This is a genomic window from Ruegeria sp. AI3, assembly GCF_056541245.1.
Genome location: NZ_JBQFYA010000005.1, coordinates 1 through 26,985 on the forward strand (window position 1 = coordinate 1; position 26,985 = coordinate 26,985).

25 protein-coding genes, 1 tRNA gene and 1 pseudogene are annotated in these 26,985 nt (G+C 58.5%); 9 read left to right on the forward strand and 18 right to left on the reverse strand.

From position 1 onward, the window contains the following. A pseudogene (locus ACRZ95_RS09285) lies at positions 1-228 on the reverse strand (SOS response-associated peptidase); the annotation flags it as partial. A gap of 155 nt (positions 229-383) precedes the next feature. Between ACRZ95_RS09285 and ACRZ95_RS09290 the strand changes: the two are divergent. From ACRZ95_RS09290 to ACRZ95_RS09300, 3 genes are all read left to right on the forward strand, one after another. Then, entirely contained in the window at positions 384-1,370 is a 987-nt protein-coding gene (locus tag ACRZ95_RS09290; RefSeq protein WP_170678269.1) for a DMT family transporter, read from the forward strand. Positions 1,371-1,478: 108 nt separating this feature from the next. After that, positions 1,479-1,946 (forward strand): lytic transglycosylase domain-containing protein, encoded by a 468-nt coding sequence (locus ACRZ95_RS09295; RefSeq protein WP_170468631.1) that lies wholly within the window; start codon positions 1,479-1,481, stop codon positions 1,944-1,946. Positions 1,947-2,065: 119 nt separating this feature from the next. Beyond that, on the forward strand, positions 2,066-2,809 hold the full coding sequence (locus tag ACRZ95_RS09300) for an alpha/beta fold hydrolase (RefSeq protein WP_170678271.1): 744 nt from the start codon (positions 2,066-2,068) through the stop codon (positions 2,807-2,809). A 287-nt stretch (positions 2,810-3,096) separates the two neighbouring features. Here ACRZ95_RS09300 and ACRZ95_RS09305 read toward each other — a convergent pair whose 3' ends face one another. After that, complete coding sequence (locus tag ACRZ95_RS09305) at positions 3,097-3,867, reverse strand: TIGR01458 family HAD-type hydrolase (RefSeq protein WP_480554854.1); 771 nt, start codon at positions 3,865-3,867, stop codon at positions 3,097-3,099. A gap of 107 nt (positions 3,868-3,974) precedes the next feature. Here ACRZ95_RS09305 and ACRZ95_RS09310 point away from each other — a divergent pair. From ACRZ95_RS09310 to ACRZ95_RS09325, 4 genes are all read left to right on the forward strand, one after another. After that, positions 3,975-4,048 (forward strand) — tRNA-Gly (locus tag ACRZ95_RS09310). Positions 4,049-4,184: 136 nt separating this feature from the next. Further along, positions 4,185-6,002, forward strand: coding sequence for an ABC transporter transmembrane domain-containing protein (locus ACRZ95_RS09315; RefSeq protein WP_170678275.1), 1,818 nt, complete (start codon positions 4,185-4,187; stop codon positions 6,000-6,002). A 160-nt stretch (positions 6,003-6,162) separates the two neighbouring features. Continuing rightward, entirely contained in the window at positions 6,163-8,052 is a 1,890-nt protein-coding gene (locus ACRZ95_RS09320) for an acyl-CoA synthetase (protein ID WP_170678277.1), read from the forward strand. A gap of 12 nt (positions 8,053-8,064) precedes the next feature. Beyond that, positions 8,065-8,988, forward strand: a complete 924-nt coding sequence (locus ACRZ95_RS09325) for an alpha/beta hydrolase (RefSeq protein WP_170678279.1) — start codon at positions 8,065-8,067, stop codon at positions 8,986-8,988. A gap of 85 nt (positions 8,989-9,073) precedes the next feature. Here the strand turns inward: ACRZ95_RS09325 and ACRZ95_RS09330 are convergent, their stop codons facing one another. The 13 genes from ACRZ95_RS09330 to ACRZ95_RS09390 all read right to left on the reverse strand — a co-directional run bounded on the left by ACRZ95_RS09330 (position 9,074) and on the right by ACRZ95_RS09390 (position 23,325). Continuing rightward, positions 9,074-9,910 (reverse strand): alkaline phosphatase family protein, encoded by an 837-nt coding sequence (locus tag ACRZ95_RS09330; protein ID WP_170678281.1) that lies wholly within the window; start codon positions 9,908-9,910, stop codon positions 9,074-9,076. Between the two features lie 142 nt (positions 9,911-10,052). Next, positions 10,053-11,693, reverse strand: a complete 1,641-nt coding sequence (locus ACRZ95_RS09335) for an ABC transporter ATP-binding protein (RefSeq protein ID WP_170480338.1) — start codon at positions 11,691-11,693, stop codon at positions 10,053-10,055. After that, positions 11,690-12,505, reverse strand: coding sequence for an ABC transporter permease (locus tag ACRZ95_RS09340; protein WP_170375341.1), 816 nt, complete (start codon positions 12,503-12,505; stop codon positions 11,690-11,692). The genes ACRZ95_RS09335 and ACRZ95_RS09340 overlap by 4 nt, the downstream gene beginning before the upstream one ends. Next, entirely contained in the window at positions 12,505-13,461 is a 957-nt protein-coding gene (locus tag ACRZ95_RS09345; RefSeq protein WP_170374804.1) for an ABC transporter permease, read from the reverse strand. The genes ACRZ95_RS09340 and ACRZ95_RS09345 overlap by 1 nt, the downstream gene beginning before the upstream one ends. 15 nt (positions 13,462-13,476) lie before the next feature. Continuing rightward, on the reverse strand, positions 13,477-15,063 hold the full coding sequence (locus ACRZ95_RS09350; protein ID WP_170678283.1) for an ABC transporter substrate-binding protein: 1,587 nt from the start codon (positions 15,061-15,063) through the stop codon (positions 13,477-13,479). A gap of 231 nt (positions 15,064-15,294) precedes the next feature. Further along, positions 15,295-16,398 (reverse strand): DUF4147 domain-containing protein, encoded by a 1,104-nt coding sequence (locus ACRZ95_RS09355; RefSeq protein ID WP_170678285.1) that lies wholly within the window; start codon positions 16,396-16,398, stop codon positions 15,295-15,297. Continuing rightward, positions 16,398-16,835: a D-aminoacyl-tRNA deacylase gene (gene dtd, locus ACRZ95_RS09360; RefSeq protein WP_170468163.1), complete on the reverse strand. Its 438-nt coding sequence runs from the start codon at positions 16,833-16,835 to the stop codon at positions 16,398-16,400. Before dtd ends, ACRZ95_RS09355 begins: the two co-directional genes overlap by 1 nt. 114 nt (positions 16,836-16,949) lie before the next feature. Next, the gene (locus ACRZ95_RS09365) at positions 16,950-18,038 is read right to left on the reverse strand and encodes a TFIIB-type zinc finger domain-containing protein (RefSeq protein WP_170662124.1); all 1,089 of its coding nucleotides are present in this window, start codon (positions 18,036-18,038) and stop codon (positions 16,950-16,952) included. A gap of 18 nt (positions 18,039-18,056) precedes the next feature. Next, positions 18,057-19,205 carry an SPFH domain-containing protein gene (locus tag ACRZ95_RS09370; protein ID WP_170492130.1) on the reverse strand — a complete coding sequence of 383 codons (1,149 nt, stop codon included), beginning with the start codon at positions 19,203-19,205 and terminating at the stop codon, positions 18,057-18,059. A gap of 22 nt (positions 19,206-19,227) precedes the next feature. Then, positions 19,228-20,184, reverse strand: coding sequence for a DUF2927 domain-containing protein (locus tag ACRZ95_RS09375; protein ID WP_170678287.1), 957 nt, complete (start codon positions 20,182-20,184; stop codon positions 19,228-19,230). A 12-nt stretch (positions 20,185-20,196) separates the two neighbouring features. Further along, on the reverse strand, positions 20,197-21,387 hold the full coding sequence (locus ACRZ95_RS09380; protein ID WP_170678289.1) for a toxic anion resistance protein: 1,191 nt from the start codon (positions 21,385-21,387) through the stop codon (positions 20,197-20,199). Positions 21,388-21,420: 33 nt separating this feature from the next. Continuing rightward, a complete protein-coding gene (locus tag ACRZ95_RS09385; RefSeq protein WP_170678291.1) occupies positions 21,421-22,335 on the reverse strand; it encodes a 5-bromo-4-chloroindolyl phosphate hydrolysis family protein in 915 nt (304 codons plus the stop codon). Positions 22,336-22,509: 174 nt separating this feature from the next. Beyond that, positions 22,510-23,325: a pseudouridine synthase gene (locus ACRZ95_RS09390; RefSeq protein WP_480554859.1), complete on the reverse strand. Its 816-nt coding sequence runs from the start codon at positions 23,323-23,325 to the stop codon at positions 22,510-22,512. 61 nt (positions 23,326-23,386) lie between these two features. Between ACRZ95_RS09390 and ACRZ95_RS09395 the strand changes: the two genes are divergently transcribed. Next, positions 23,387-23,839, forward strand: coding sequence for a nucleoside deaminase (locus ACRZ95_RS09395; RefSeq protein ID WP_170554025.1), 453 nt, complete (start codon positions 23,387-23,389; stop codon positions 23,837-23,839). Here the strand turns inward: ACRZ95_RS09395 and ACRZ95_RS09400 are convergent. Both ACRZ95_RS09400 and ACRZ95_RS09405 read right to left on the reverse strand, forming a co-directional pair. After that, positions 23,836-25,002, reverse strand: a complete 1,167-nt coding sequence (locus tag ACRZ95_RS09400; protein WP_170678295.1) for a M24 family metallopeptidase — start codon at positions 25,000-25,002, stop codon at positions 23,836-23,838. The genes ACRZ95_RS09395 and ACRZ95_RS09400 overlap by 4 nt on opposite strands. Beyond that, entirely contained in the window at positions 25,002-25,694 is a 693-nt protein-coding gene (locus ACRZ95_RS09405; protein WP_170678296.1) for a metal-dependent hydrolase, read from the reverse strand. The genes ACRZ95_RS09400 and ACRZ95_RS09405 overlap by 1 nt, the downstream gene beginning before the upstream one ends. Before the next feature lie 58 nt (positions 25,695-25,752). On the opposite strand from ACRZ95_RS09405, the gene ACRZ95_RS09410 reads away from it, so the two are divergent. Next, positions 25,753-26,409, forward strand: a complete 657-nt coding sequence (locus ACRZ95_RS09410) for a ceramidase domain-containing protein (RefSeq protein WP_170678297.1) — start codon at positions 25,753-25,755, stop codon at positions 26,407-26,409. Here ACRZ95_RS09410 and ACRZ95_RS09415 read toward each other — a convergent pair. Next, entirely contained in the window at positions 26,400-26,963 is a 564-nt protein-coding gene (locus ACRZ95_RS09415; RefSeq protein WP_170678298.1) for a DUF4202 domain-containing protein, read from the reverse strand. The genes ACRZ95_RS09410 and ACRZ95_RS09415 overlap by 10 nt on opposite strands. Positions 26,964-26,985 lie beyond the last annotated feature (22 nt).

Below are 26,985 nucleotides of genomic sequence, written 5' to 3' on the forward strand. Positions count from 1 at the left end.
GCGCACCTTGTCATCACGTGCGTTATTCCAGGCACCCGGTTGGATAATAGCACCGGTTTTCTTTGACTTCTTTGTCGTACGAAATCCCCAAATCAGCGAGACCAGCTCACGCTTACCTTCGTCGCCTTTCCTGACCACAGAGGCTAAGTGCTTCGGATAGATGGCTGGTAATGGTTCCGCATTCCCCAGCCTGTCACGTTCAACGGTCACGTCAAACAGTTGGCGCATCGCTGTGACCGGGATGGTGTTGGAGTAGAGGTTGCACATGGCTCCAAAAGCTACGCACAAGACCTAAGTTGGACAAGGCTGCGCGACTTTCCGTGTCGCAAAGCGACGTGATCTATTGGCTGACCCATGGTAGTGGCCCAATGAAAGGGCACTCCATGACAGCGAAACAAAAATTACAAAACCCGACAGTTGGTATTGCGTTCGTACTGATCGGAATATTGGCGATTTCTATCAATGATATGCTGATTAAATTCCTGTCTGGCGGTTACCCCTTGCACCAGATGGTGTTTGCAAGATCATTGATCGGAATCGGATTTAGCTTTGCCCTAGTCCAGATGGAGGGCGGTTGGCGCATCCTGAAAACCGATCAGCCAGGTCTTCACCTTCTGCGCGGTCTGTTGATTGTGGTAGCCAATCTGACGTTCTTTACAGCCCTCGCGGTAATGCCCCTGGCGGAAGCCACGGCTGTTTTCTTCGTCGCTCCCTTGATGATCACTTTGCTGAGTATCCCATTGCTTGGCGAAAGAGTTGGGCCGATGCGGATTGGTGCCGTGATTGTGGGATTTTTGGGCGTGGTGATCATGACCCGCCCCTGGGAGGCCGGCGGCGAGCGTGAGGTTGGTCTGCTGATGTATGCCCTTCCGGTTCTTGCTGCGTTCACCTATGCCCTCAACAACGTGATGACTCGTTTCTTGGGTGCAAAGTCCAAGGCCTCAGCAATGGCTGTTTATATTCAGGCGTGCTTTATCGTTGTCAGCCTGTTGTTCTGGTCAGTGGCAGGGGATGGGCGCTTTGCGAGCGCGTTTGAAAACGAAAGCTTGATCTTCTTGCTGCGTGCCTGGGTCTGGCCCGAAGGGACTGACCGCTGGTTGTTTATTGGGCTCGGATTCAATTCTGCAATCATCGGGTATTGCCTCGGCCAGGCTTACCGCATGGCAGACGCGGCGACAGTGGCGCCATTTGAATACGTCGGTCTTCCTATGGCCGTTTTCTGGGGATGGGTCATCTGGGGAGAGCTCCCAAACCTGCCTGTCGCCATTGGTATCGCACTGATCTTGGGGTCAGGACTGTTTGTATTTTTGCGTGAGCGTCAGAAAAAGAGGCACATTGTTACTGAAAAGAGAGTGCATCGTCGATATTAGATGCCAAATCAATTCGGGCCAAAAGTCGCTTAACAGTTTTCTGGGATATTGAAATTCAATCGCAGTTGAGCGCTGATGAATCGTACAGTTGATGGGAAGAGAACTCTGATGCGAAACACGTTCATTGTTGCTGTGTTATTTCTTGCCGCTTGTAGCAATCAACCCGCAGAGCCATTAACCCGGCTTTATCCCGGTGAGACCCCTGAGCTACGAGTGATGATCAATGAAACTGCGGACGCAAACGGTGTGCCGCGAAGCCTTGTACACCGAGTGATCCAACGAGAAAGTGATTACCGCCCCAGTGCCCGAAATGGCCCCTACTACGGGCTGATGCAGATTCTACCTGCCACAGCGCGCCAGATGGGATTTCGTGGACAGCCTTCCGACCTCTTGGACGCTCAGACCAATCTGACATACGCCGTGAAATACCTTCGCGGTGCCTGGATGGTTTCGGATGGAAATGAGCCCGAAGCGGTCATGTGGTATGCCCGCGGCTATTACTACGAAGCCCGTAACAGATGCATGCTTGTAGCCACGGGGCTTCGGGATACCGAGGTCCGAAAATACTGCGGCTGAGGTCCTTCCCATAGGAATTGCAGAAAGCTCCCGATACACCGCAAACAGCCTTCTTTATACAAAGTAGCTTGCACGTTGGAGCCCTGTTTTGCGCGTCCCGCAGAGTTCAGGAGATTGATATGTGCGCCGAACACTCAAGAAAATTCAAAGGGGTGCGTGACAATCGGCCGATCATTTTGTTCGTTGCCGGCTTCGGCGACAATGGAAGCATGTTTGACGAATTGACTGAGACACATCTTGCTTTCAGCCATCGTTTGTTGCCCATCAATCTTCCAGGATTTGGCGCTGCGCCTCTTGCGGAGGGAACAACACTCGAAGCCCTCGCGCAATACGTGTCAAATGAAGCAACAAAGTATGAGGTCGAAACTATCGTCGCCCATTCAGTTGCTTCGATCATAGCTTCCTTGGCCGTCCGCCGGGCAGACTGCCCTTTGACTAAAATCGTTTCTCTGGAAGGAAACATTACAGCCGCAGATGCCTATTTTTCCGGGACAGCGGCCGACTACGCTAGTCCGGCAGAGTTTCGCAAAGCGTTTCTGGGGCGGCTAGATGAAATGGCGAAGTCTGAACCGATCATAAGAAGATATCGCGACGAAGTCTCAAAGGCCGATCCTTCAGCGCTTTGGCAGCTCGGCATTGACGCCCGGAAGTTTTCATCAGATCACGTACCAGGTGAGGTTTTGCAACACGCAGCTAACGTTACATATTTGTACAATCCCGATAATTGTCCCGAAGACACCGTCCGTTGGCTGGAAGAAAACAAGATGAACCATGTCATCTTAGAAAACGCCACACATTGGCCGAGCGTTGACCAGCCTGAAGTGCTCGCAGACAAAATCGCTGAGGCGCTTACAGAAATCTAGTGGAGTTGCAAATTAGAGTTTGATGAAAGTAGGGCCGCGAACCTCTGGGTTTGCAAAGTCTCGTTTCGAAGGTCTGCCAAGTGCCGTCCGCTTAAAACTTCAGTGTCCTCTTTTACCCCTGGCGGAACTTGCAGAAGCCCTCATTTTGCTCGACTGTTCTGACCTGCCGCAGGTCGTGTGCCAACCCAAGTTTGAAATCAAAGCTTGTTCGGGCCGAAGTTTGTCGCACTGACCTTGTCTGTTTGTGAGTGCCGGTTCCCGTCGGTGCAATGCTCCTTCGGGCGCTCTCAATTGCCCCCTCGTTTGACAAGTTCCACCGCGGCACGGACACCCCCTGCGGTTGCAGTGGGTCTCGGTTCATAGCGCGCCTCGTCGCCAGTTTGGTATTTTCCGGTTCGGACCAGTATGGCCGCGCCTAAACCCGCCTTCAAAGCGCCCGCGATATCGCTGTCGGCATCATCGCCAATCATTGTTACCTCAGCAGGCTCCAGCCCCATGCTTTGCGCGGCAGAGTGGAAAAACGCTGGTGATGGCTTTCCAAATAGAAGAGCATTTGTTCCGCTCGAGTATTCAAGCGCCCGGACGAAAGCGCCGGCATCCAGACTCAATTCGCCGTCTGCGTCACGAAACACTCTGTTTGAGGCCAATGCAAGGAAGGGAGCCCCGTCTTGGATCAGGCGAAAGGCTGCGTTCAATCGTTCATACGTAAAATAGCGGCCCGCATCACCAACCACGACCGCTTTGGGGCCAGATTTCGAGCACACTGCAAAATCCTCTTCCAGATCCGGATGGATCAGCAGATGTGGCGCAAGACCGTTTTCCTCTAGCCAGGCACACACTGCCGCAGCGGGTGTCAGGATTTCTTTAGGACCTGCGTCTATTCCGAAGCCTTGTAGCTTATCCAGAATAACACGCTTCGGTCGTCGGGTTGAATTCGTTAGAAAGCGAACCGGAAGTCCTGTGTCGCGAATGGTTGAAACCGCCTCCACAGCACCCGCCAGTGGCTTATCGCCCTGATACAGAACACCTGCGATATCAAACAGAACGCCTTTGCTCACGCCTTCCTCACAAACTACGAAAAACCCTTTCTTTCGGGTCAATTTGCCCAAGTGATGGTTCGCTCTTGACGCCCACTTAGCCATCACATAGGAAGGCGAAACATTGAGCGGGTATAGCTTAATGGTAAAGCCCCTGCCTTCCAAGCAGGCTATGTCGGTTCGATTCCGTCTACCCGCTCCAACTCAGCCCCACATCTCTGCGTCAAATGGCCCGGTCCTCAGGGCATTTTGCGCACGGCTTCTTGACCCTGCGGGCCAGTATCGCCAAGAAACAGCAACTCCGCAGTGAAGACAAAGTGAACACATAAGGGCCGCACATGGCGAGACAGACAGCCAGCACGACCACCGCATCCGCGCCGGGCGCCAGCGAAGAAAGAGCAGGCTCCAAAAAGCTGGGCGTCTTGGCGTCGCTTTGGCCTTTTATGAAGCCGTATCGCCTGCTGATGCTGGGGGCGACACTGGCGCTGGTCCTGACGGCTGGCATGACGCTGACCTTGCCTTTGGCGGTACGCCGTGTGGTGGACAATTTCCGCATTCAGGACGGAGAGCTGCTGGATTGGTACTTCCTGGCCGCGCTCGGCATTGCCGGTATTCTGGCCGTGGGCACAGGCATCCGCTACGCGCTTGTTACCCGTCTGGGCGAACGTGTGGTCGCCGATATCCGCAAGGCCGTCTTTGACCGTGTGATTGGCATGAGCCCCGAGTTCTACGAACGCATCATGACCGGAGAGGTCCTCAGCCGGATCACTACCGACACGACGCTGATTCAATCGGTGATCGGGTCATCTGTTTCGATTGCCCTGCGCAACCTGCTGATGTTTGTCGGAGGGTTGGTGTTGATGCTGTTGACCTCGGCCAAGCTGACAGCGCTGGTTCTGCTGCTGATCCCCGTCGTTGTGGTGCCAATCCTGTTGCTGGGGCGCAGACTGCGCGCCATCAGCCGCGAGAATCAGGACTGGATCGCGGCCTCATCGGGCAACGCGGGTGAAGCTCTGGGGGCGGTACAGACCGTGCAGGCCTTTACCCATGAACGCGCAAGCCGCCAGCAGTTCGGCGACATGACTGAGACCTCATATGTCGTGTCGCTACGCCGCATCCAGACGCGGGCCATTCTGACGGTCATCGTGATCTTTCTGGTCTTCTCAGGCATCGTTGGAGTGCTGTGGATGGGAGCCAATGACGTGCGCAACGGGGTCATGACCGAAGGGGTTCTGATCCAGTTCGTCATCTACTCGGTCATCATGGCAGGCTCTGTTGCTGCCCTGTCCGAGATCTGGAGCGAGCTTCAGCGCGCTGCAGGGGCCACTGAACGGTTGGTTGAGCTGTTGAATGCTGAAGACACAGTGATCGACCCGTCTCAGGCAAATCCGCTGACGCAACCAGTACGCGGCGAGATCAAGTTCGAAGAGGTCACCTTCCGCTATCCTGCGCGGCCCGATGTGGTGGCGCTGGACAAGCTCAGCCTGCAGGTCAATCCCGGCGAGACGGTTGCCTTCGTTGGCCCCTCGGGCGCGGGAAAAACAACTGTGGTTCAGTTGCTCCAGCGGTTCTACGACCCGAACTCGGGGCGCGTGATGCTGGATGGGATGGATCTGCAAAACCTGAACCGGGCAGATTTCCGCCAGCATATGGCGCTGGTCCCGCAGGATCCGGTTATTTTTGCCGCCTCGGCTCGTGATAATATCCGCTTTGGCCGTCTGGATGCCTCGGACGCGGAGGTCGAAGCCGCCGCGCGCGCCGCTGCCGCGCATGACTTCATCGCGGCACTGCCTGAAGGCTATGACAGTTTCGTTGGTGAACGGGGTGTAATGCTGTCCGGCGGGCAGAAACAGCGGATCGCCATTGCCCGCGCCATTTTGCGGGATGCGCCTGTTCTGTTGCTGGACGAGGCGACCTCGGCGCTGGATGCGGAAAGCGAGCGGGCCGTGCAGGGCGCGGTGGATCAGATGCGCGCCGGACGCACGACCCTGATCGTGGCACACCGGCTAGCAACCGTGAAAAAGGCGGACCGCATTGTGGTGCTGGAGGCCGGTCGCATTGTCGCCCAAGGCACGCATGACGATCTGGTGGCGCAAGATGGGCTTTACGCCCGTTTGGCCCGTCTTCAGTTCACTGACGGCGTCGCTGCTGAATAAAGTGACGCTCCGGCAATCGCCGTTTCGCCGTAGCGTCATTCTACATTTTCGACTTTTCCCTCGCTAAGCCCTTGCTTGCGCCGCCAAGGTTGTGATCCCATCTGTGTCAAGATCACTCCGCGTGTGGCGCGCGGGAGAATAAAACACGGGGAGGAGCCACATGGCCTTTGTTGGCAAGGAAGACAAAGCGCGTATTGAACAGGAAATGACGTGGGAGGACCGCGACCTGCCGGTGACGTTCCACCAGCTGCTATCGCGCACGGCAGAGAAATTTCCAAACCACAATGCGGTCAGTTTTCAGCTGTTTTCAGGTCCGAACGACAAGGCCGAGACGCTGACATGGTCCAACCTTCTGGGGCAGGTCAATCAGGCGGCCAACCTGTTCCGTTCGCTCGGGATCGGCGAAAGTGACGTGGTGGCCTATATCCTGCCAAATTGTAACGAGACGCTGGTGACCCTGATGGGCGGAGCAGTCGCTGGCATCGTGAACCCGATCAACCCGCTGCTCGAGCCAGAGCAGATCGCCGCCATTCTGCGCGAGACAGGTGCCAAGGTTGTCGTCACGCTCAAGTCCTTCCCGAAAACGGATGTGGCGCAGAAGGTGGAAGAGGCCGTGCGCCATGCGCCCAAGGTCAACACCATTCTCGAGATTGACCTGAACCGCTATCTGACACCGCCGAAATCCTGGATCGTCCCGTTCCTGCGGCCAAAAATGGGCGACAAGGCAAAGCTCGCGCATGCGGACTATAAGAACTTCAATCAGGAATTGGCCAAGCAGCCCACGACTCTGACCTTTGCAGATAGCACCGAGGACCGGGTGGCCTGCTACTTCCACACAGGCGGCACGACTGGCATGCCGAAGGTGGCGCAGCACAAATATTCGGGCCTGATCTACAATGGCTGGCTGGGCAATACGCTGTTGTTTGACGAAAACGACGTCATTATGTGCCCGCTGCCGATGTTCCACGTCTTTGCCGTGCATGTGATCTGGATGGCGGCTGTGTCCTCGGGCGCGCATGTGATTTTCCCGACACCTCAGGGATATCGCGGTGATGGCGTGTTCGACAATTTCTGGAAGCTGATCGAACGTTGGAAGGTCAGTTTCATCATCACCGTGCCCACCGCGATCTCGGCCAAGATGCAACGACCCGTGGATGCTGATATTTCCTCGGTGAAAACGGCGTTCTCCGGCTCAGCCCCGCTGCCGGTCGAATTGTTCCGTCGGTTCGAAGAGGCAACAGGCGTGACTATCGTCGAAGGCTACGGCCTGACCGAGGCCACCTGCCTTGTCTCGTGCAACCCGGTGGATGGTGAGAAAAAGATCGGCTCGATCGGGATTCCCTTCCCATACACAGATGTCAAAATCCTGCAGGACGGCCCGGACGGCCCCAAGGAATGCGCGGTGGATGAGATTGGAGAGATCTGCGTTTCTAACCCAGGTGTCTTTGCAGGCAATACCTATACCGAAACCGACAAGAACGAGAACCTGTACCACTATGACAAGTATCTGCGCACAGGCGATCTGGGTCGCTTTGATGAGGACGGGTACCTCTGGATCACTGGCCGTGCCAAGGACCTGATCATTCGTGGCGGACATAATATTGATCCTGCCGAGATCGAAGAGGCCCTGCTAGGGCATGAGGCCGTGGCCTTCGCAGGTGCCATTGGTCAGCCCGACGCCCATTCCGGTGAGGTGCCTTGCGCATTCGTAGAACTGGTGGAGGGAGCTTCGGTGACCGAAGAGGCGTTGATGGAGTTCTGTAAGGTCCATGTTCATGAACGCGCGGCTCAGCCCAAGCACATGACAATTCTGACCGAATTGCCCAAGACCGCGGTTGGTAAGGTGTTCAAACCTGATCTGCGCAAGCACGCGATCACCCGGATCTACAATGGCGCGCTTGAGCAAGCTGGCGTTGATGCCCGTGTCGTCTCGGTCATCGACGACAAGAAGCGTGGCCTGGTCGCGCAGCTTGACGCGAACGGCACATCCGAGGACGATGTCAGCAAAGTGCTGGGCGCGTATACCCGGCCGTGGGAGTGGGCAGCCTAACCGGGAGGGAACATGGATTATGAACGTCTAATTGATGAGGAAACTTGGGCGTTCATAAGACGCACGGCTGAAAGCTATCCTGACGATGCGGTGGATCTGTCAATCGAAGACCAGCGCAAGGTTTATGACAAGATGTGTCAGGATTTTCGCCAGCCGCGACCCGAAGGGGTGGCGGTGCAGGACCTGTCCGCCAATGGCGTGCCGGTCCGCCTTTATACCGCAGGTCAACCGACACGAACCGTCGTCTATTTCCATGGCGGCGGTTTCGTCGTCGGCGGGCTGGATAGCCACGATGATGTCTGCGCCGAGATTTGCGCACAGACCGGATATCGGATTGTCGCAGTCGACTATCGCCTGTGCCCCGAAAACGTGCATCCGGCCCAGTTTCAGGATTGTTGGACTGCCGTAAACTGGGCAGCGGAAGAGTTTGGCGACCCGATGATCCTGGCTGGTGACAGTGCAGGGGGTAATCTGGCTGCAACTGTCGCTCACTACGCGCGGGGACGGCTAGAGAACATCTTGGGGCAGGTCCTGATCTACCCCGGGCTGGGCGGTGATACGTCCAAAGGCTCGTATATCGAACACGCTCATGCCCCGTTGCTGACGCTTGAGGATATTAAGTTCTACGAAACCGTCAGATGCGGGGGACCAGCCTCGAGCGGTGATCCAACCTTTGCCCCGCTTCAGGACACCGACTTCTCGAGCTTGCCACCGACCGTTGTCATCACCGCCGATTGCGACCCTCTCAGGGATGATGGATCAGATTATTGTGCGGCGATCCAATCTGCTGGAGGCCGCGCCGAGTGGATCAACGAACCCGGCCTTGTCCACGGCTATCTGCGCGCCCGTACCTCGGTCAAGCGCGCCGCAGATAGTTTCGAACGGATTTCCATCGCCATTGAGGCGCTAGGGCAGGGGATCTGGTCCTACGACTAATCCATCTGGGTTCCAGATTAGAACAGGAATGCCCTGCCAAGTTCAGGACATTCCTGCCGCCGTATGTGGCAGCGAAGTGCTTTGATCAGCTCAGGAAGGGCTTGGCCTTCATCGTGTCCGCAAGCGGCGCGCCCATTCGGGTCAGGATGGTGGGGGCAAGCTGTAGCTGGTCGATCACGGTATCGGCCTCTGGGCCTTCTGCGTCGCCAAAGTAGTAGAGCGCGGTTTCCTGTTGCAACGGGCTGCGCCCGCCGTGGTGACCGCGTTCGTCCTGCCCGTGATCGGCGGTGACGATGACCTCATAGCCCAGTTTGCGCCAGTTCGGGATGAAGGGTGCCAGCATCTCATCCATCACGAAGCAGGCGTGGTCCATTTCCTCGCAATCGTGGAAGAAGCGATGACCCATGCTGTCCAAGGTGCAGGTGTGCAGGATGCCGTAGTCCAGCCCATGGCGCAGGCACAGGTTCGTCAGGGTGGCAAATAGATCGACGTCGCAGGGCGTCATCTGGTTGGCCTTGCCATAGCCGGTCATGCTGTGAAACCGGCCATGGTTGATGGTCTTACTCTCCGGCTCGTCATATTCCACGTCGCGCACATAGTCGAACGGATGGCGGTTAAAGAATTGCGACCAATAGCTATGCGTGACGGCTCCGGTCACGCCCCCGGCCTCGCGGACCTGACTGAAAACGTCCTTGTGGCTTAGGCGGAAGACATTTCCGTTTCCGGTGCAGCCATGTTCCTGCGGGGTCACACCGGTGTGGATCGAGGCATAGCAACTGGCCGAGGTCGACGGCAGGACCGAGCGGAGTTTCCACACGCGGGCCTCACCACTATCGGCCCAGCCTTCGAGGTTGCCGAACAACCGACGGAAGTTGCGCCACGGGACGCCGTCCAGAATGATGAGGAGGAGTTTGCGGTCCATGTTCTGACCCTTTTCGAGAGTGTTTCGGGCGACCCTAGAAGATTCGTTGCACTAGGGCTGCCTATTCCCGCCCCGAATAGCAAAATCCCGACACCTGTTTGTGACAAGTGCCGGGGTTTCATAGCTTTGATCGGGGCAGGGATTAGTTCCCTGCCGCCTCCATCTTGCGGTTTGCAACGACTTTTTCCAGCCAGCCAAGTTCCATCTCGGGGACCGAACTGAGCAGCAGGTCAGTGTAGTCGTCGAATGGCGGGCTAAGCACCTGAGATTTCGAGCCATAGCGCGCGACGCGACCCTGATACATCACCGCGATGCTGTCGCTGATCGCTCGGACCGTAGCCAGATCATGGGTGATGAACAGGTAAGCCACATCCTCGATCTTCTGCAGGTCCAGCAGCAGCTTCAGGATGCCGTCAGCTACGAGCGGATCAAGGGCCGAGGTGACCTCATCACAGATGATCATCTTAGGCTTGGCCGCCAGTGACCGCGCGATACAGACACGCTGTTTCTGCCCGCCGGACAGCTCCGCCGGGTAGCGATCGATGAACTTTTCGCCCAGTTCGATCTCATCCAGCAGCTCGACAACGCGTTTGCGTTTCTCGGCCCCGCGCATGTTGAAGTAGAACTCCAACGGGCGGCCGATGATCGTGCCGACGGTCTGACGCGGGTTCATCGCCGTGTCTGCCATCTGATAGATCATCTGCAGCTCTCGCAGGTCTTCGCGCGTGCGCCCCTTCAGATCCGAGCTGAGCTTGCGCCCGTTGAAGGTGATCTCACCCTCACGTGCAGGCAGCAGGCCGGTGATCACACGCGCCAATGTGGACTTGCCCGAGCCGGATTCGCCCACAACCGCCAAAGTCTGCCCCGGATGAAGCTCTACATTGACGTTGTGCAGAACGTCAAAGTTCAGACCCTTGTAGCGTGCGGTAATACCGTCGACCTGAAGAACCGGCTCAGAGGTCGGCTTCTTCTCTTCGTGTTCGATAGACCGGACCGAGACCAGAGCCTTGGTATAGTCTTCCTGCGGGTTGTTGATGATCTGATCGGTATTGCCGTATTCGACCGTGTCGCCCATCCGCAGAACCATGATGTCGTCGCTGACCTGCGCCACAACCGCAAGGTCGTGGGTGATATACAGCGCAGCAACGCCGGTATCTGCAATGGCTTCCTTGATGGCCATCAGAACGTCGATCTGGGTGGTCACATCCAAGGCCGTGGTGGGTTCGTCGAATACCACCAGATCAGGTTCCGGACACAGGGCCAGCGCGGTCATGCAGCGTTGCAGCTGACCACCGGAAACCTGGTGCGGGTAGCGACTGCCGATATTGTCCGGATCGGGCAGGCCCAGCTTGGCGAAGAGTTCACGCGCACGGGCCTCGGCCTGTTTGCGGGTGAATTTCTTCTGCTCGACCGCCGCTTCGACGACCTGATCCATGATCCTTTTGGCAGGGTTGAACGACGCGGCAGCGGATTGGGACACATAGGTGACCTCACCCCCACGCAGCTTGCGGATATCCCCGTGAGATGTCTTGAGGATATCGCGCCCGTTTACCCAGACCTCGCCGCCGGTGATCTTCACGCCACCCCGGCCATAGGCCATCGAGGCCAGGCCGATGGTGGATTTACCGGCACCGGATTCGCCGATTAGCCCCAGCACCTTGCCGCGTTCAAGGTCAAAGCTGACCCCATGCACGATTTCGATGTCATGGGGCTTTTCGCCCGGCGGATAGACGGTCGCGCCGATCTTGAGGTCGCGGACCTTGAGAAGGATATCGTCGCTCATCCCCGGCCTCCTTTCAGCGATGTGGTGCGGTTCAGAACCCAGTCAGCCACAAGGTTGACCGAGATGGCCAGCGTCGCGATGGCGACGGCGGGCCACAGGGCAGCACCGATGCCATAGACGATACCGTCCTTGTTTTCCTTCACGATGCCGCCCCAGTCCGCTAGCGGCGGTTGCACGCCCAGACCCAAGAAGGACAAGGTCGAGATGAACAGAACCATGAAGATGAACCGCAGACCGAACTCGGCCACCAGCGGTGACAGAGCATTGGGCAGGATTTCCCGGAAGATAACCCATGCGCGCCCTTCACCGCGCAGTTTCGCGGCTTCAACGTAATCCATCACGTTGATGTCGACCGCGACCGAGCGCGACAGTCGATAGGGGCGGGTTGCGTCCAGCAGGCCCATCACAAGGATCAGGATCGGAACGGTCACCGGAACGATGGCCAGAATAACCAGCGCCAGGATGAGGGTCGGGATCGACATGATCAGGTCAACAGTCCGGCTGAGTGCCTGATCCGCCCATCCGCCCAGAACGGCGGCCAGCAAACCCAGAGATGTACCGGTCAGAAAGCTGAGCAAGGTGGCTGCGGCGGCGATGAAGATCGTCGTGCGCCCGCCATAGATCATGCGGGTCAGTAGGTCCCGCCCGATATTGTCCGTACCCAGCAGATGCTCGGCGCTGGCAGGCTCCCACACATCGCCGACAACTTCTGCCATTCCGTAGGGCGCAATTAGAGGGGCCGCGATGGCCACAAAGAAATAGGCGCCAGTGAACAAGAGGCCAATCAGTGCCGAAAGAGGAATATTCTTTATCATTTCGGGTGCCTCAGTCTTGGGTTGGCAAGGATCGACACGATATCGGCAACCATATTCAGGCCGATATAGACGGCCGCGAATACGACGCCACAGGCCAACACGACGGGCACGTCACGTTTGGTCACCGCATCCACCAGATACTGCCCCATGCCGGGATAGACGAATACAACCTCGACCACGACGACGCCGACAACCAGATAGGCCAGGTTCAGCATCACAACGTTCACGATCGGGGAAATCGCATTGGGGAATGCATGGCGTGCAATCACCTGAAAGGTGCTCAGGCCCTTTAGCTCGGCGGTTTCGATATAGGCCGATTGCATGAGGTTCAGAATGGCCGCGCGGGTCATGCGCATCATTTGCGCCAGAACCACCAATGTCAGAACGAAAGCCGGTAGAGCGATTGCATTCAGCTTCTGCCCGAAGGTCATGGAATCGTTGATCATCGCCAGGGATGAGAACCAGCCCAGTTTAACCGAGATAAAGTAGATCACCACGTAGCCGATCAGAAACTCGGGAATTGAAACTGTCGTCAGCGTGATCGCCGAGATCAGCTTGTCGGGCCAGCGATTGCGGAACCGAACAGCCAGAAGGCCCAGGAAAATCGCCAGCGGAACGGAAACGATCGCAGCAACGCAAGCAAGGAACAACGTATTGCCCAGGCGTTTTCCGATGCTCTCGGAGATATCAAGTTTATTGGTGAGGGATTGCCCCAGGTCGCCTTGCGCGATGCCACCCAACCACTCGAAATAGCGGGTTAGTGCAGGGCGGTTCAGGCCCATCTCTTCTCTTAGGTTGGCAAGGGCCTCAGGGGTTGCGGACTGCCCCAGGACGGCTTGCGCGGCGTCTCCGGGAAGGGCTTCGGTCAGGCCAAAAATCAGAGCCGAAGCGCCGAGCAGCAATAGGAGCCCCAGCGCGAGGCGCTGGGAAACCAGTTTGATGATAGGATGCATTATCCGTTGCCCGAATTACACGAACCACATCTTGCGTGAGATGTTGCCGTTCATCATCTCTTGCGTCGGATCAGATTCCCAACCGTCCAGCTGGTTGCTGATGCCTTCGACAAAGTCGTTGAACATCGGGCAAATAAGGCCGCCTTCGTTGCGGACCATCTGGCCCATCTGGCTGTAGATACCCTTGCGTTTTTCGGGGTCCAGTTCGGCGCGCGCTGCGAACAGCATGTCGTCAAAGGCCTGAACCTTGAAGCGCGTGTCGTTCCAGTCCGCGCTCGACAGATACGCGGTCGAGTACATCTGGTCCTGGACCGGGCGACCACCCCAGTAGGAGGCACAGAACGGCTGAACGTTCCACACTTCGGACCAGTAGCCATCATTGGGTTCGCGTTTGATTTCCAGCGGGATACCTGCCTGAGCAGCGGTTTGCTGGAACAGCGCCGCCGCATCCACAGCACCGGGGAAGGCGCCATCTGCAACCCGCAGAATGATGGGCGATCCATCGTGGCCGGATTTCTTGTAGTGCTCGGCCGCTTTTTCAACGCTGAACTCGCGCTGTTCGATTGTCTCATCGAACAGGGGGTAGGCCGCGTTGATCGGCATGTCGTTCCCGATCGAGCCATAGCCACGCAGAACTTTGTCCACCAGATCCGCGCGGTTAATTGCGTATTTCAGAGCCGTGCGCAGTTCGTTGTTGTCGAACGGAGCCGTGTCACAATGCATGATGAACACATAGTGGCCACGACCAGCAGTCGAATGAACAGTCAGGTTGGGTGCGCGGCCCAGCAGGTCGGCAACTTTGGGCTCAACGCGGTTCACGGCGTGAACCTGACCCGATTGCAGCGCAGCTGTCCGGGCAGTTGCGTCGTTGATGACGACCACTTCGACGCTGTCGAAGTTGCCGAAATCGCTGTTCCAGTGGTTTTCGTTCTTGGTGAACAGGTGGCGGACGCCGGGCTCATCAACTTCCAGCTTGTAGGGACCTGTGCCGATACCGGCTGCCGGGTTCTCCATACCGCCATCCGGCTGAATGATCAGGTGATAATCGGCCATCAGATAGGGCAGGTCGGCGTTGGGCTCGGACAGGGTGACCTGGAAGTTGTCGCCATCGGCCTTCATCGACTCGATGCCCTTCATGATGCCCAATGCACCGGACTTGGAGTCTTCGTTCGAGTGGCGCTGCATCGTTTTCAGCACGTCTTCGCTGGTCATGGTCTTGCCGTTGTGGAACTCGACCCCCTGACGCAGCTTGAAGGTCCAGACCTTGGCATCCGCACTGCCTTCGACGCTTTCGGCAAGGCGTGGTTCGATCGTGCCGTCGGGTGCAACTTCGACCAGTTGGTCGCCAAATTGTTTGCCGTTCTGGAACGGAACCGAGCTTGCATAGGTCGCCGGGTCAAGCGAGTTGGTCGATTCGCCGCCCTGCAGGCCAAATTTCAGATCGCCACCCTTTTTCGGGCCGGCTGCACGGGCCGCGTCGGCAAACATCGTACTAGCCACGGCTGCCGAAACGCCAAGAGCGGCGGCTTTGCCCATGAACTCGCGACGGGTCAGTTTGCCTGCCGTCACCTGTTTGGACATGTGAGTGAGTTGTTCGTTCATTCAGAAGCTCCCAGTTGATTGTGTTCGCCCGTTTTCGGGCTTTTTATTGACGCGTGAGTCAACGTTGACGCATTTCAGCGGGTCGGGCAAGTGGAATTCCGTGTCGCAAATGTGCCTTGCCTGACAATACCGTGTTTATCAAAGCCGTCATAGCGCCGTGTCTTCGCGTCCTCCGCTATGACGAAAATGATCTATTGGTTGCCTTGGTCGGTATCGGGAGAATGCGTCATTCTAATCCCGAATTGCGACAATCAGGTCCATGACATTGGTTCCTGTCGGCCCAGTCACCAGCAAAGCGCCTGCGTTTTCCAGGAAGGCTCCACTATCGGCGGCGGCGAGCGCTTCATCTGCGCCTTCGGCCCATGTGGCACCAGAAACGACCCCGCCCGCTGCGTTGGTTGGGCCATCTGTTCCGTCGGTTCCTCCGACCACGACCGTGATATCTTCAAGGCCGGAAATCTCGTGCGCCAGTGCCAGTGCCAGTGCCTGATTGCGCCCACCCTGTCCGGGGTTTGGGGGCAGCACAACAGTCGGCTCGCCGCCGAAAACCATGACGCCTGATCCCATCTGCCTTAGCTTCTCACCGATTGCGGTGGCGACGGCCTGATAATCGTCATGCAAGGCCTCTTCATTGGCCAGCACCGACAGACCCTCATCCTCGGCCGCTTCGGCAGCAGCCGCACGAGCATGGGCGTTCGAGGCAATGATTTGCGCTTCGGCCTCGTAGGAGACCTGTTCAGGCAGAGCGCCGATGCCCGAGCCGATAACGTTCAGGTCATCCCCCGGCACGTCCGAGATCGCTAGAACCGTGACCTGTCTGCCTTTGAGCCGGGACAGCAATCCTCCGCCTTTGACCTTTGAGATCTTGCGTCGTTCCGCATTCATCGCCCCGATATCAAGTCCCTCGGACAGTAGCTTTTTGTTCAACGCCTCCAGATCCTCAAGCGTTTTGCCACCTATCAAGTCTTCGGCCAGCGAGGACGCGCCGCCCGACACCAACAGCAGCAAATGCGCCTCGGGCGGCATTGCCTCGACCGCTAGGCGCAGTGCCCTGCCGCCTGCAAGGCTGCGGCTGTCCGGGACGGGATGTGAGGCCTCGATCACCTCGACGCCCTCCGGCAGGTCGCGCCCATGATCGTCCTTGGTGACCACCAGCGTTGGGATGTCTCCGAAATGATCCAATGCCGCTCGGGCCATCGCCGCCGCAGGTTTGCCCACGGCCAATATTCGATCCGGTTTTGCAACATCGGATAGTGCTTTTCGGGTTGCCGTGTATCCGTCTACCGCCGCGACTCCGGCTTGCCAGAGTGCGATTGCCTGTTCAGCGCGGGTCATCAATTCTCCATCCAGATTGTCACTGGCCCATCATTGACCAGCTCAACGGCCATGTCGGCCCCAAATTGCCCTGTCTCAACCGCGATTCCGCACGCGGCGAGGTTCTTGGCAAAGGTTTCATAAAGGTGTTTTCCGATATCCGGCGCAGCGGCCTGCGAAAATCCGGGCCGGTTACCGCTGGCCGTATCCGCAGCAAGAGTGAACTGGCTGACAACGAGAGCCGAGCCGCCAATGTCCACAACAGACCGGTTCATTTTGCCGGCGTCATCCTTGAAGATTCGCTGCTTGGAGATTTTCGCAGCCAGTTTTGAGGCGTTCTCCTCGCTGTCGCCCTGCATCGCGCATACAAGAATCATCAGTCCCGGTCCCGATTGGCCGACAACAGCGCCATCCACCGAGACTGACGCTCTAGAGATCCGTTGTAAGACTGCGCGCATCGCTCTCCCCAAATCGCATGCGTTCAGCAGTCGGTTTAGCCGCCGGAGGCCCACTTGTCATCCAGTGTCTTGCGCGTAGTCGGGAAAACGTCTGCCTGTGTGATTTTGCTGGGCTCACCCCTGCGACGTCGCCATCACGTACCCCACGCCTGCCGCCACCAGCAGGCCTAGGACCACCGCAATGGTTATCTTGATCGCAGACCACGGTCGTTCCCCCTGCACCCGGCCAGTGCGCCCGTTGACCACAAACCGATAGGTTTGCCCGCGATACTTATAGGCAGCCATCCAGATGGGCAGCAGGATATGCTTGAACGTCACATCGCGTACATCCGTGTCCACCGCGTGAATACGCTGCCGGTCGCCACCGATGTCAAAGCGCACGTCACGCTCGATCACGCGCGCCATATGTGCCCGCGCCTCGGAATACCCATCGGGCAACTCGACCGAATAAGCCTCGGCCCGGAACCCCGCTAGGTATTGCGGCTGGTAGGGTTCAAGTGCGGGCAGATCCCAGGGCTCCAACGCGTCTGTATATTTCTTGGGCAGAGAGCGTGACGCCAACACCAGAACGTCATCAAAGAACCGAGCGACACGACCGGATTTCGGGCTCCAGCGCACTTTGGCCACCTGTTGTTGCACCCGCTTCCCGTCGCGCATGACGGTGCGCGTTTCGTAGTAGACGGTGCCGCGTTCGCCGCGATAACTGGATTTGGTGTCCGCGTCGAAGGTCCAGTAGGGCACATATATGCCCTGCATTTTTCGCCCCTTGCGAGCATAGTCCTTCAGCCCGTTCGGCGCGAACCAAAGCCGACCCAGCCAATCCCCCATCGCCTTATGGGCGGACCGTTCATCCAGCGCAAAAGGCAGGACGCCTTTGGGTTTGATATGCCTGTTGACGCCTGTATCCGTCACCACAGGAGTGGCACAGAACGGACATTCCGCTGCGTGGGTATTCGGGTCGAACTCGACCTGAGCGGCACAGTTCGGACAGGACAGAACCCGTGTTTCCTCAATCTCGCTGTCGGGCAGACGGTCGGCGATGGCGGCGTCAAAATCCAGCTCGCGCAGGCTTGCGCCGCCCCATGGGCCTGAGCCAATGGGTTCGGAGTGGCCGCAATGGTCACAGGTCAATGTGCCATCGCCGGGATTGAACCGGTAGTCCGCACCACATTGGTCGCAGGGAAAGCGGTGTTCTTCAGTCATCCGTCCGCCTGCTACCGCTTAGGCACCCGGCGGGGGCGGAGGCAGGATCGTGAATAGCTGCGCCAATTCCTGCACCTCACCCGCTTTTTTCCAGCCGTCCTGACCTGCAGTCCAAACATGTGTCTCACGTGTCAGTTCCCCGTCCGAAGCCATACGCCCCATCTTGGCCTTCGAGAACGGCCCGCTGGTCTGTCCGTCCACCGCGATATGCCATACATGCTCAACGGGCGGAGGAGGCGGCGGGGCCGCATGCGCGGATGTTTGCGGGGCAGCGGGGGCGGGCGATCCCCACGGGCCGCTCGGTTGGCCCGCTGTCATGTTCGCCATCTGATTGGCCATCGCCATGCCCATTCCCATGCCAAGACCGGCACCCATGCCGCCGCCCTGACCGGGGTTGTTGGCTGCTGCCGTCATCGCCTCGGCGGCGGAATACTGGGTGAACTTGCCCAGATCACCCGCCAGTCCCATAGAGGTGCGCTTGTCCAACGCGGCCTCTACCGCAGGCGGAAGCGAGATGTTTTCGATGTAGAACTCAGGCATCTCCAGCCCATAGCCTTCCAACACGGGCGAGACTTCGGCTGCGATCAGTTTGCCCAGATCGGCCGTATTCGCCGCCATGTCGAGAACCGGAATACCGGATCCGGCGATCACGCGGCTGAACTCTTGCACGATGATGTTGCGGACCTGAAAGCTGATCTCGTCCATTGTAAACTCACCATCGGTTCCGACGATCTCGACCAGAAATTTTGCCGGGTCTTTCACCCGTACCGTATAGGTGCCATAGGCCCGAATGCGGGTCGGTCCGAATTCCGGGTCGCGCAGCATGATCGGGTTCTTGGTGCCCCATTTCAGATCATTGAACCGCGTCGTGTTAACGAAATAGATCTCAGACTTGAACGGAGATTGAAAGCCGTGATCCCAATGCTGCAGGGTTGTCAGGATCGGCATGTTATTGGTCTCAAGCATATAAAGACCCGGCGTGAACACATCCGCCAGCTGTCCTTCATGCACAAACACCGCCGCCTGACCTTCGCGAACGGTCAGCTTTGCACCATACTTGATCTCGTGCCCTTCGCGTTCGAACCGCCAGACCATGGTGTCTCGGGTGTCATCGACCCAATGAATGACGTCGATAAACTCTCCGGTCAGAAAATCGAAAATTCCCATTTGGGTTCTCCTGTCCTTGGGGTCAAAGCGGCTGCCCCATCAATTCGCGTGCAATGATCCGCACCACGGGGCGGGCCTGATCGACCGTCACTCCGAGCGAAAGACGCGGATCATAGAGCATTGTTAGTAGTTTTTCATCATGACTTGTCAGCAAAGCAAACTCGTCATCATCGTTGAATATCGAAGGCCGCGCGGCGGGGCTGTCATTGGACAGGCCCAACCCTTGTGCAATCTCTTCGTGAATGCAGCTGCGCCGCACCAGATCGGGCAGTTCCGAGCGGATCAGTGTCACCGCGCGCACGTATTTGTTCGGATCGTTGCGGGTTGCCGAAGCAAACACAAAACAGTCGAAACTCGCGCGCGGGTTGGCGACTAAATCAAGAGAGGCTTGACTGATGTTGGGCACCAGTTCCTTGAGGCGCGTGACAACATAGGCGCTGTCATCCTTGCCGGCGAAAAACACGTGGAAATTGGCTTTGCGACTGACGGTCGAGATCGGGTGGCCAGTCAGTTTGGCCAGCCGCGCAGCATAAGATTGAACCTGATCCGCGTCACTGGTGCGGGTCGCGGGCAGGACCGAGGGTCCGAACTCGGTCTGGATACGAACAGGTCCTGACCAGCGGCTGAGTTGCCCATCCGTTTGCCGCGACCCGAGCGAGACGGTGTGATCAGGATATTCGCTGTAAAAAGCGATGGCCTCAAAGTTCCGGCTCAGGTCGTCGGCGTCATAAGGGGTGTCTGGTCCGCCGCCATCGGTACGCAGTAGGCCGCGAGTCAGCAGGTCCCGCTCGATCCGCTGATAGAACCGCGCGAGGTCCTGACTGGCCGCGGATGGCGGCACATAGGCGTTCGCCGCAGTCGGCGGAGCTGAAGGCCGCACCTGAGGAACGACCGAAGAGGTCAGCGCCTCTTCGCACCCCGCAAGCGCCAGCAGGCTCAGAACACCAACGCCCGTTTTGAGACAGGTTAGTGGCCGCACGCCCAGCCCACCTTATCCCGGAACAGCCGTTCCGGCATTGTCGCCGGTCCCGTCACGCCGTGCCTTGGCGGCGGCCAGCGTGTCGCGCAATTCGGCCTCCATCTTCTGAAGCTCTTGCTCGGCGGCTGCGCGTTTAGCTTTGCCTTCGTCCGCGATCGCCAGGCTTTCATTGATCGTGCCGATCAGATCAGCGTTGGCCTGTTTGACGGCTTCGATGTCGAACACGCCACGCTCCATCTCTTCGCGGATCATCTTATTCGACTCGCGCAGGTTGGCCGCGTTCGAGGTCAGCAACTCGTTGGTCAGATCATTGGCGTCGCGCACGGCGGCGGCGGCTTCGGCGCTGCGCTGGATCGTGACGGCTTGTGCCAGCTGGGTTTCCCACAGCGGTACCGTGTTAACCAAGGTTGAGTTGATCTTCGTCACCAGAGATTTGTCGTTTTCCTGAACCAACCGGATTGAGGGCAGCGATTGCATCGTCACCTGCCGCGTCAGTTTCAGGTCATGCACCCGGCGTTCCAGATCGTCGCGTGCGGCGCGCATATCGCGAAGCTCCTGCGCTTTCATGACCTGCTGGTCTTCAGGCGCTGCCTGAACCTCGGCCTCTTTCTCGGGGATGTCGTGGCTATCCAGCTCGGTCAGCTTTTCCTCGCCCGCAGCGATGTAAAGCGCCAATTCATCATAGAACCCCAGCGTTTTTTCATAGAGCAGGTCCAGCGATTTGATATCTTTCAGCAGCGTATGTTCATGAGACAGCAAATCGTTGGTGATGCGGTCGATCTGGCCCTGAACTTCTTCGTATTGGGCTGTAAATTTGGCGAATGGGGCCGCGCGGCCCAGCAGTTTCTCCCACCAGCTGCGTTCGCGCCGCACGTCCAGCTCACTGACCGAGAACCCCCGGATCGTGGTGACGATGTTGCGCAGGCTGTCGCCTGCAGGGCCAACATCCTTATTGCGCACATCTGCAAGCATGGCTTGGCTGATCTCTTGCAATTCGGCCTGCGCGGAAGAGCCGAAGGCGACGATCGAATTGGTGTTGCCCATGTCGATCTCATCCATCCGCTTGCGGATCTCGGCGCTAACGGGTTCGTCGGCCTCTTCAAGCGAGACGACCTCGGCCTGCGGTTCGGGCAGGGCCACCGCGGTGACCTCTTGTACCAGTGTTTCGGCCTCAACCGCTTTGTTCTTGATCTCGTCGGACATAGGGGAGTTCCTCGCTCAAATAAGAAGGGCCGGTCAGTCCAGCCGGACGCCTTCGCGCTGCAGTCTTTCACGCAGCACGTCGATTTCGACCGTTAAATCACTACGGTCATCCAATAGCATTTTGCGCGTACGCGCGGCGAAATTTTGTTCCAGATCATCCAATAGGGCGGAGTAGTCTGCCAAGGCCTGCCCATCGCGGGTGCGGGCGTAGACATCCGCGAACTTGACCGTCGCATCACGTGCGCCCTGCAGATAGACGGTCAGATACTTCCGTGCGCCCGCCAAATCACGTGGATCTTCTTCGACCGTACGGAACAGATCGCGGGCAGTGTCCTGAAATCGTTCAACACGTGCCTCGATCCGTCGATCTCCGGCCCGTTTGATCGCATCCGTCATCTCGGCCAGATGCTTTTCGGCATCATCGACGACGCGCGCAACACGGTCTTGCTGGAACGTGTCGATGCCCTCCATGCCCTTGTTTTTCATGGGATCCAAGCCGAAGGACACGGAATGCAGGGTCGCGGCGGCGGCGCCGAACAGGATCGGGGCTACAAGGCTTGCTTGCGCCGCGGTCTCAGCGTCCAGAAACTCGGTCCGGTAGGACGCGAGCGCTGCCCCAAGCCCGGTCAGAACGCTTGCGAAGATCTTACGAGGGAAGGCTGGGCGACGCGCGGTTTTGCGGGCGTTATAGGCAGCCTCGGCCCGCAATCCTTCGCGTAGCAAAAACGCGGCGGCTGTCAGCAGGCCGGCGGCAACAAGGCCCATGGTCATGCCAATCGCGCCATCATTCAGCGATAAAAAGACCAGAGGGATCGCGGGGATGAAAAGGATGTTTGCCCGCGCGCCTGCAGGTTCGACTCGGGCATTGTCAAACTGGCCGCGCGGCAGCGGGCTGTCTGGCGAGTCCTCACCCTGAGGGCTGTATTTGCCACCGAACCGTTTGGCCATGGCTACAGACCCCCAAGCAGGCCGGTGCAGACGCCAAATAGCAGCACCAGAAGGGCCGCATAGGCCAGTTTTTGCACTCCGCTCCCGGACATTCAGCCCCCCAAATAGCAGCACTCACAGAAAATTTAGGGGATACGAGGGCTTGGCGCTAGGGGGAAGGTTGCCAAACCCGCATCACTTGCGGGGTTTCTTGCCGATCGGAGGGCGTTTGCGCTGCGGTCGGGTCGCGCGTTTCGCCGTTCCTTCGGGTTTTTCACCCCCATCCAGACCCAGCTGATCGCGCATTACGCGGCGGCGGACCTCTTCAACCTCACCCGGTTTCAGGTCGCCCAGTTGGAACGGCCCGTAAGACACGCGTAGCAAGCGGTTCACGGTAAAGCCGATATCTTCCATCGCGCGGCGGATCTCTCGGTTTTTGCCTTCGCGCAGTCCGATGGTCAGCCAGGCATTCGCGCCCTGCTGACGATCCAGCGAGACGGTCATGGGCTGAAACCTCTCGCCCTCGATCACAAGACCTTTGCGCAGGGGCGCAAAATCTTCGTCCTTGGGTCGTCCATTCACCCGAACGCGATATTTGCGCAGCCAACCGGTTGAGGGAAGCTCCAGCTTGCGTTTGATGCCGCCATCATTGGTCAGCAGCAGCAGCCCTTCGGAATTCAGGTCCAACCGGCCAACAGACATCACCCGAGGCATGTCTTCGGGCAGTTCGTCAAAGATCGTCGCGCGGCCTTTTTCGTCCTTGGTCGTGGTCACCAGCCCGGTCGGCTTGTGATACAGCCACAGCCGCGAAGGTTCGGGTTCCGACACCGGTTTGCCGTCGACGGTGATCTTGTCTTTGCCGGTCACGTTCAGGGCAGGGCTTTTGATAGCCTTGCCGTTCACACTAACGCGGCCAGCTTCGATCATGCGTTCAGCCTCGCGCCGCGAGGCAACGCCAGCACGGGCCAGGACTTTGGCGATCCGGTCGCCGGGAGGAGGGGTGTTGCTCATGGCAGCGCCATACCCCATCCCGCCCGCTTGCGAAAGGCAGGTTTCTGAGGCAGTCAGGGGCATGGTGTTCAAATCACATATGGACAAAGCACTGGCCGAGGCCCGCGCGGCCGCTGAACGGGGGGAGGTTCCCGTCGGAGCGGTGATCGTCGCGCCTGATGGTCGGGTCGTATCCTCCGCCGGGAATCGGACGCGTGAGCTGAACGATCCGACCGCTCATGCCGAGATACTGGCGCTGCGCGCCGCCTGTGCCGAGGCAGGCTCAGAAAGGCTGCCCGGTCATGACCTCTATGTGACGTTGGAGCCTTGCGCGATGTGCGCGGCGGCTTTGGCCGCAGCACGCATCCGTCGCATCTACTATGGGGCATCCGACCCGAAATCAGGCGGTGTCGCCCATGGCGCACGGGTTTTTGCGCACCCGCAGGCCCATCACAAGCCGGAGGTCTACGATGGCATCGCCGCCGAGGAGGCGGCCGACCTGCTCAGGTGCTTTTTCGCGAGCCAACGTGACTAGGGTTTAACCACCATCTCACGCGGGATATCGGCCAGAGGTTGGCCGCCCTCCGGCGTCACCACAAAGCTTTCGGTTATCGCCAGCCCCCAGTCCGGAGTCCACAGTCCCGGCATCAAGTGAAACGTCATGTTTTCCTGCAGTACCGTGGTGTCGCCGGGGCGTAGACTCATCGTGCGTTCTCCCCAGTCGGGCGGGTAGCTGAGGCCGATGGGATAGCCGGTGCGGTTGGCTTTTTCATATCCGGCGCGGGCGAAACTGTCATAGACGCAGGTGGCGATTTCCTCGCATTTGGTGCCGGGACGAGCGGCTGCCAGAGTGGCCTCAATCGCCGTCAGAACCGCCGCTTCGGCCCGGCGGATGTCATCCGGTGGATCACCCAGAAACAGGCTGCGACTGGCCGGGCAGTGATACCGTCGATAGCAGCCGGAGATCTCGAAATAGGTGGCCTCTCCGCGCGCCAAAGGCCGGTCATTCCAGGTGATATGCGAAGCCGAGGCTTCACGCCCTGAGGGTGCAATCGGCACAATCGCCGGGTAGTCGCCCGCCAAACCGGGCAGGCCCGCAATGCCTGCTGCCTGCACTTGGGCGACCAGTTGGTTCTTGGGCAGGCCTTCGCGAAACGCCTCGCGCAGCAACCCATGCATATGCGCTGTCAACTGGCCCGCCTTGCGCATCATGTCGATCTCTGCGTCGCTTTTGACCGCACGCTGCCAGTTCACCAGACCCGTGGCATCAATCATTTCACCGAAGGCGCGCTCAAGAATGCGGTGGCTGGCGGCGGAGTAGTAGTAATTGTCCATCTCGACGCCCAGCCCTCGGGTCCAGTCCCGGTCGCGCAGCGCAAGAACCAGAGCGTCAACCGGATGGTGGTCGGGATGCTGAACGTGTTCTTCCGGCCAATCCAGCAAATCCGCCGCGTCCAGCCACGTGGTCTGCGCGGCACCGGCCTTGTCCTGCGTGCGCCCCCACCACAGAGGCGCCCCTTGTGCAGGCAAGATCACCATCTGCGGGACGTAGAAGCTCCAGCCGTCATACCCGGTAAGCCAGGCCATGTTGGATGGGTCGGTGACCAGCAGAGTCTCAATCCCGCGCGCGTTCATCGCCGCGCGGGTCTTGCTCAGACGGTCCGCGTATTCCTGCGCGCTGAAATCTGACGCAGGCATCAGAGAGAGATCGCTTTCATGACTTCAGGTTCGATCACGTCCACACCTGGCAGACCGTCGATCAGTGTCTGCGCGGATTGCTCAAGTATGGGGAAGGTTTTGTAGTGGCAGGGAATCACCGTTTTGAAATTGAAATACCGTTTGGCGGCATAGGCGGTGGCTTTCATATCCATGGTGAAATGTCCGCCCGCCGACAAAATGCCGATGTCGGGTTTGTAGTAGTCCCCCATCCAATCCATATCCGCCATGACATCGGTGTCGCCCGAGACATAGAGCATGCGCCCCTCGGCTGCGATCATGAATCCGACCTCACTGCCACCGGTGCGCAGCCCGTCCGGCGTCGAAAAGGTCGAGCTGTGCGAGGCAGGTACCATCGTGACTTTGATGCCGTTCAGATTGACAGTTCCGCCTTTGTTGAAGCCGATGGTCTCGATCCCTTCGGCCTCGGCCCAATAACCCATGAGGTCGTACTGACCGACCACCGGCACCTTCAGGTGTTTGGCCAAAGGCAGGATGTCGACGACATGGTCGAAATGCGTGTGGGTCAGAAGGATATGCGTGGCACCTTCGACGGCTGCATCATGCTGATCCTCGGGCAGTGACGGGTTGCCGGTCAGCCAAGGGTCGACCAGCAGCACCTGACCTTCGGTTTCAATGCGAAAGCTTCCGTGGCCCAACCAAATGATGTTCATGAGAAATCCTCCTGCGATGCCTATTGGCATCACACTAGCATCCGTTATGTAAAAGTTCATGGATTGGTTTCAGGAAATTGATGGGTATTGCGAACGCCTTACCCCCGCCTATTGGGCCGAGCCGATCAACGCGGTGACCAACGCTGCGTTTCTGATCGCGGCTTTCATCATGTGGCGCAGGGTGCGCGGGCAGGGGATGCCTCTGGCGATGCTGCTGGTTGTGATTCTCGCCGCGATCGGGATCGGCAGCTATCTGTTTCACACCCACGCGCAGGTCTGGGCAGCGTTGGCCGATGTCGCGCCGATCCTTCTGTATATTCTGATCTATATCTTTGCGATCAATCGGGACGTCTGGCGGATGCGTCCTCTGCCCGCCGCGATGATGACCGCGCTTTTCATTCCCTATGCCGCCGCGACCCTGCCGCTGTTTCAACTGGTTCCGGGGTTAGGGGGCTCCGCCGCATACGCTCCGGTGCCGCTGCTGATTCTGATCTATGCGTTTCTGCTGCGCAATCGCACGCTGGAAACGGCCCGAGGGTTAGCGATTGGTGCGTTTATCCTGATCGCCTCGATCACCTTCCGCGCGTTGGATGAACCACTATGTATGCAGCTCCCGCTGGGCACGCATTTCATGTGGCACATCCTGAACGCAACCATGCTGGGCTGGATGATCGAGGTCTATCGCAGGCACATGATCCGCGCATCTCAGTCCTGAAACGCAGCAGCCAGGTTGTCGGGCAGATCGAACTCCTTCAAAACCCGCGCGCGGCCTTCGGCTGACATCTTCCGGGCTGTCTTTTCGACAATGCTCTGAATCTTCTCGGCCGAGTGTTTTGCGGCGAAAGGCGCGAAATACCATTTCAGGAACACAAAGCAGATGACATCCTCAAGCGCCTGAACCTCATCATCGCGCTTGATGCCTAGCTTGCGTAGCATGCGACCGGTCGCGTCGATGTCATCCGCGTCGTATCCGGCCTGCTGCATCAGGCCCATGACAACCTCAGCGTGATGGACACCCTGCGCCTTGCGCCAGGCCAGATATCCGGCACGACCTTCGGGATATTCACTGCGCGCCAGCTTCCAGCGTTCAACATGCTGCCCACGGGCGGCAATCTGCAACATGTCCGAGGCGTCAGGGAACAGCCTGTCCATCTCGGCGCTCATGCGCTGGCCATAGATCAGCTCGACCGGTTGGCCGTCTTCGATGTTGGGGTCTTGCCTGTTGGCCGCATCAATCGCGTCCAGAACGGCTTGCTTGCGCGCGCTCATCTTCTGCTCCGTTGGTTCTTGC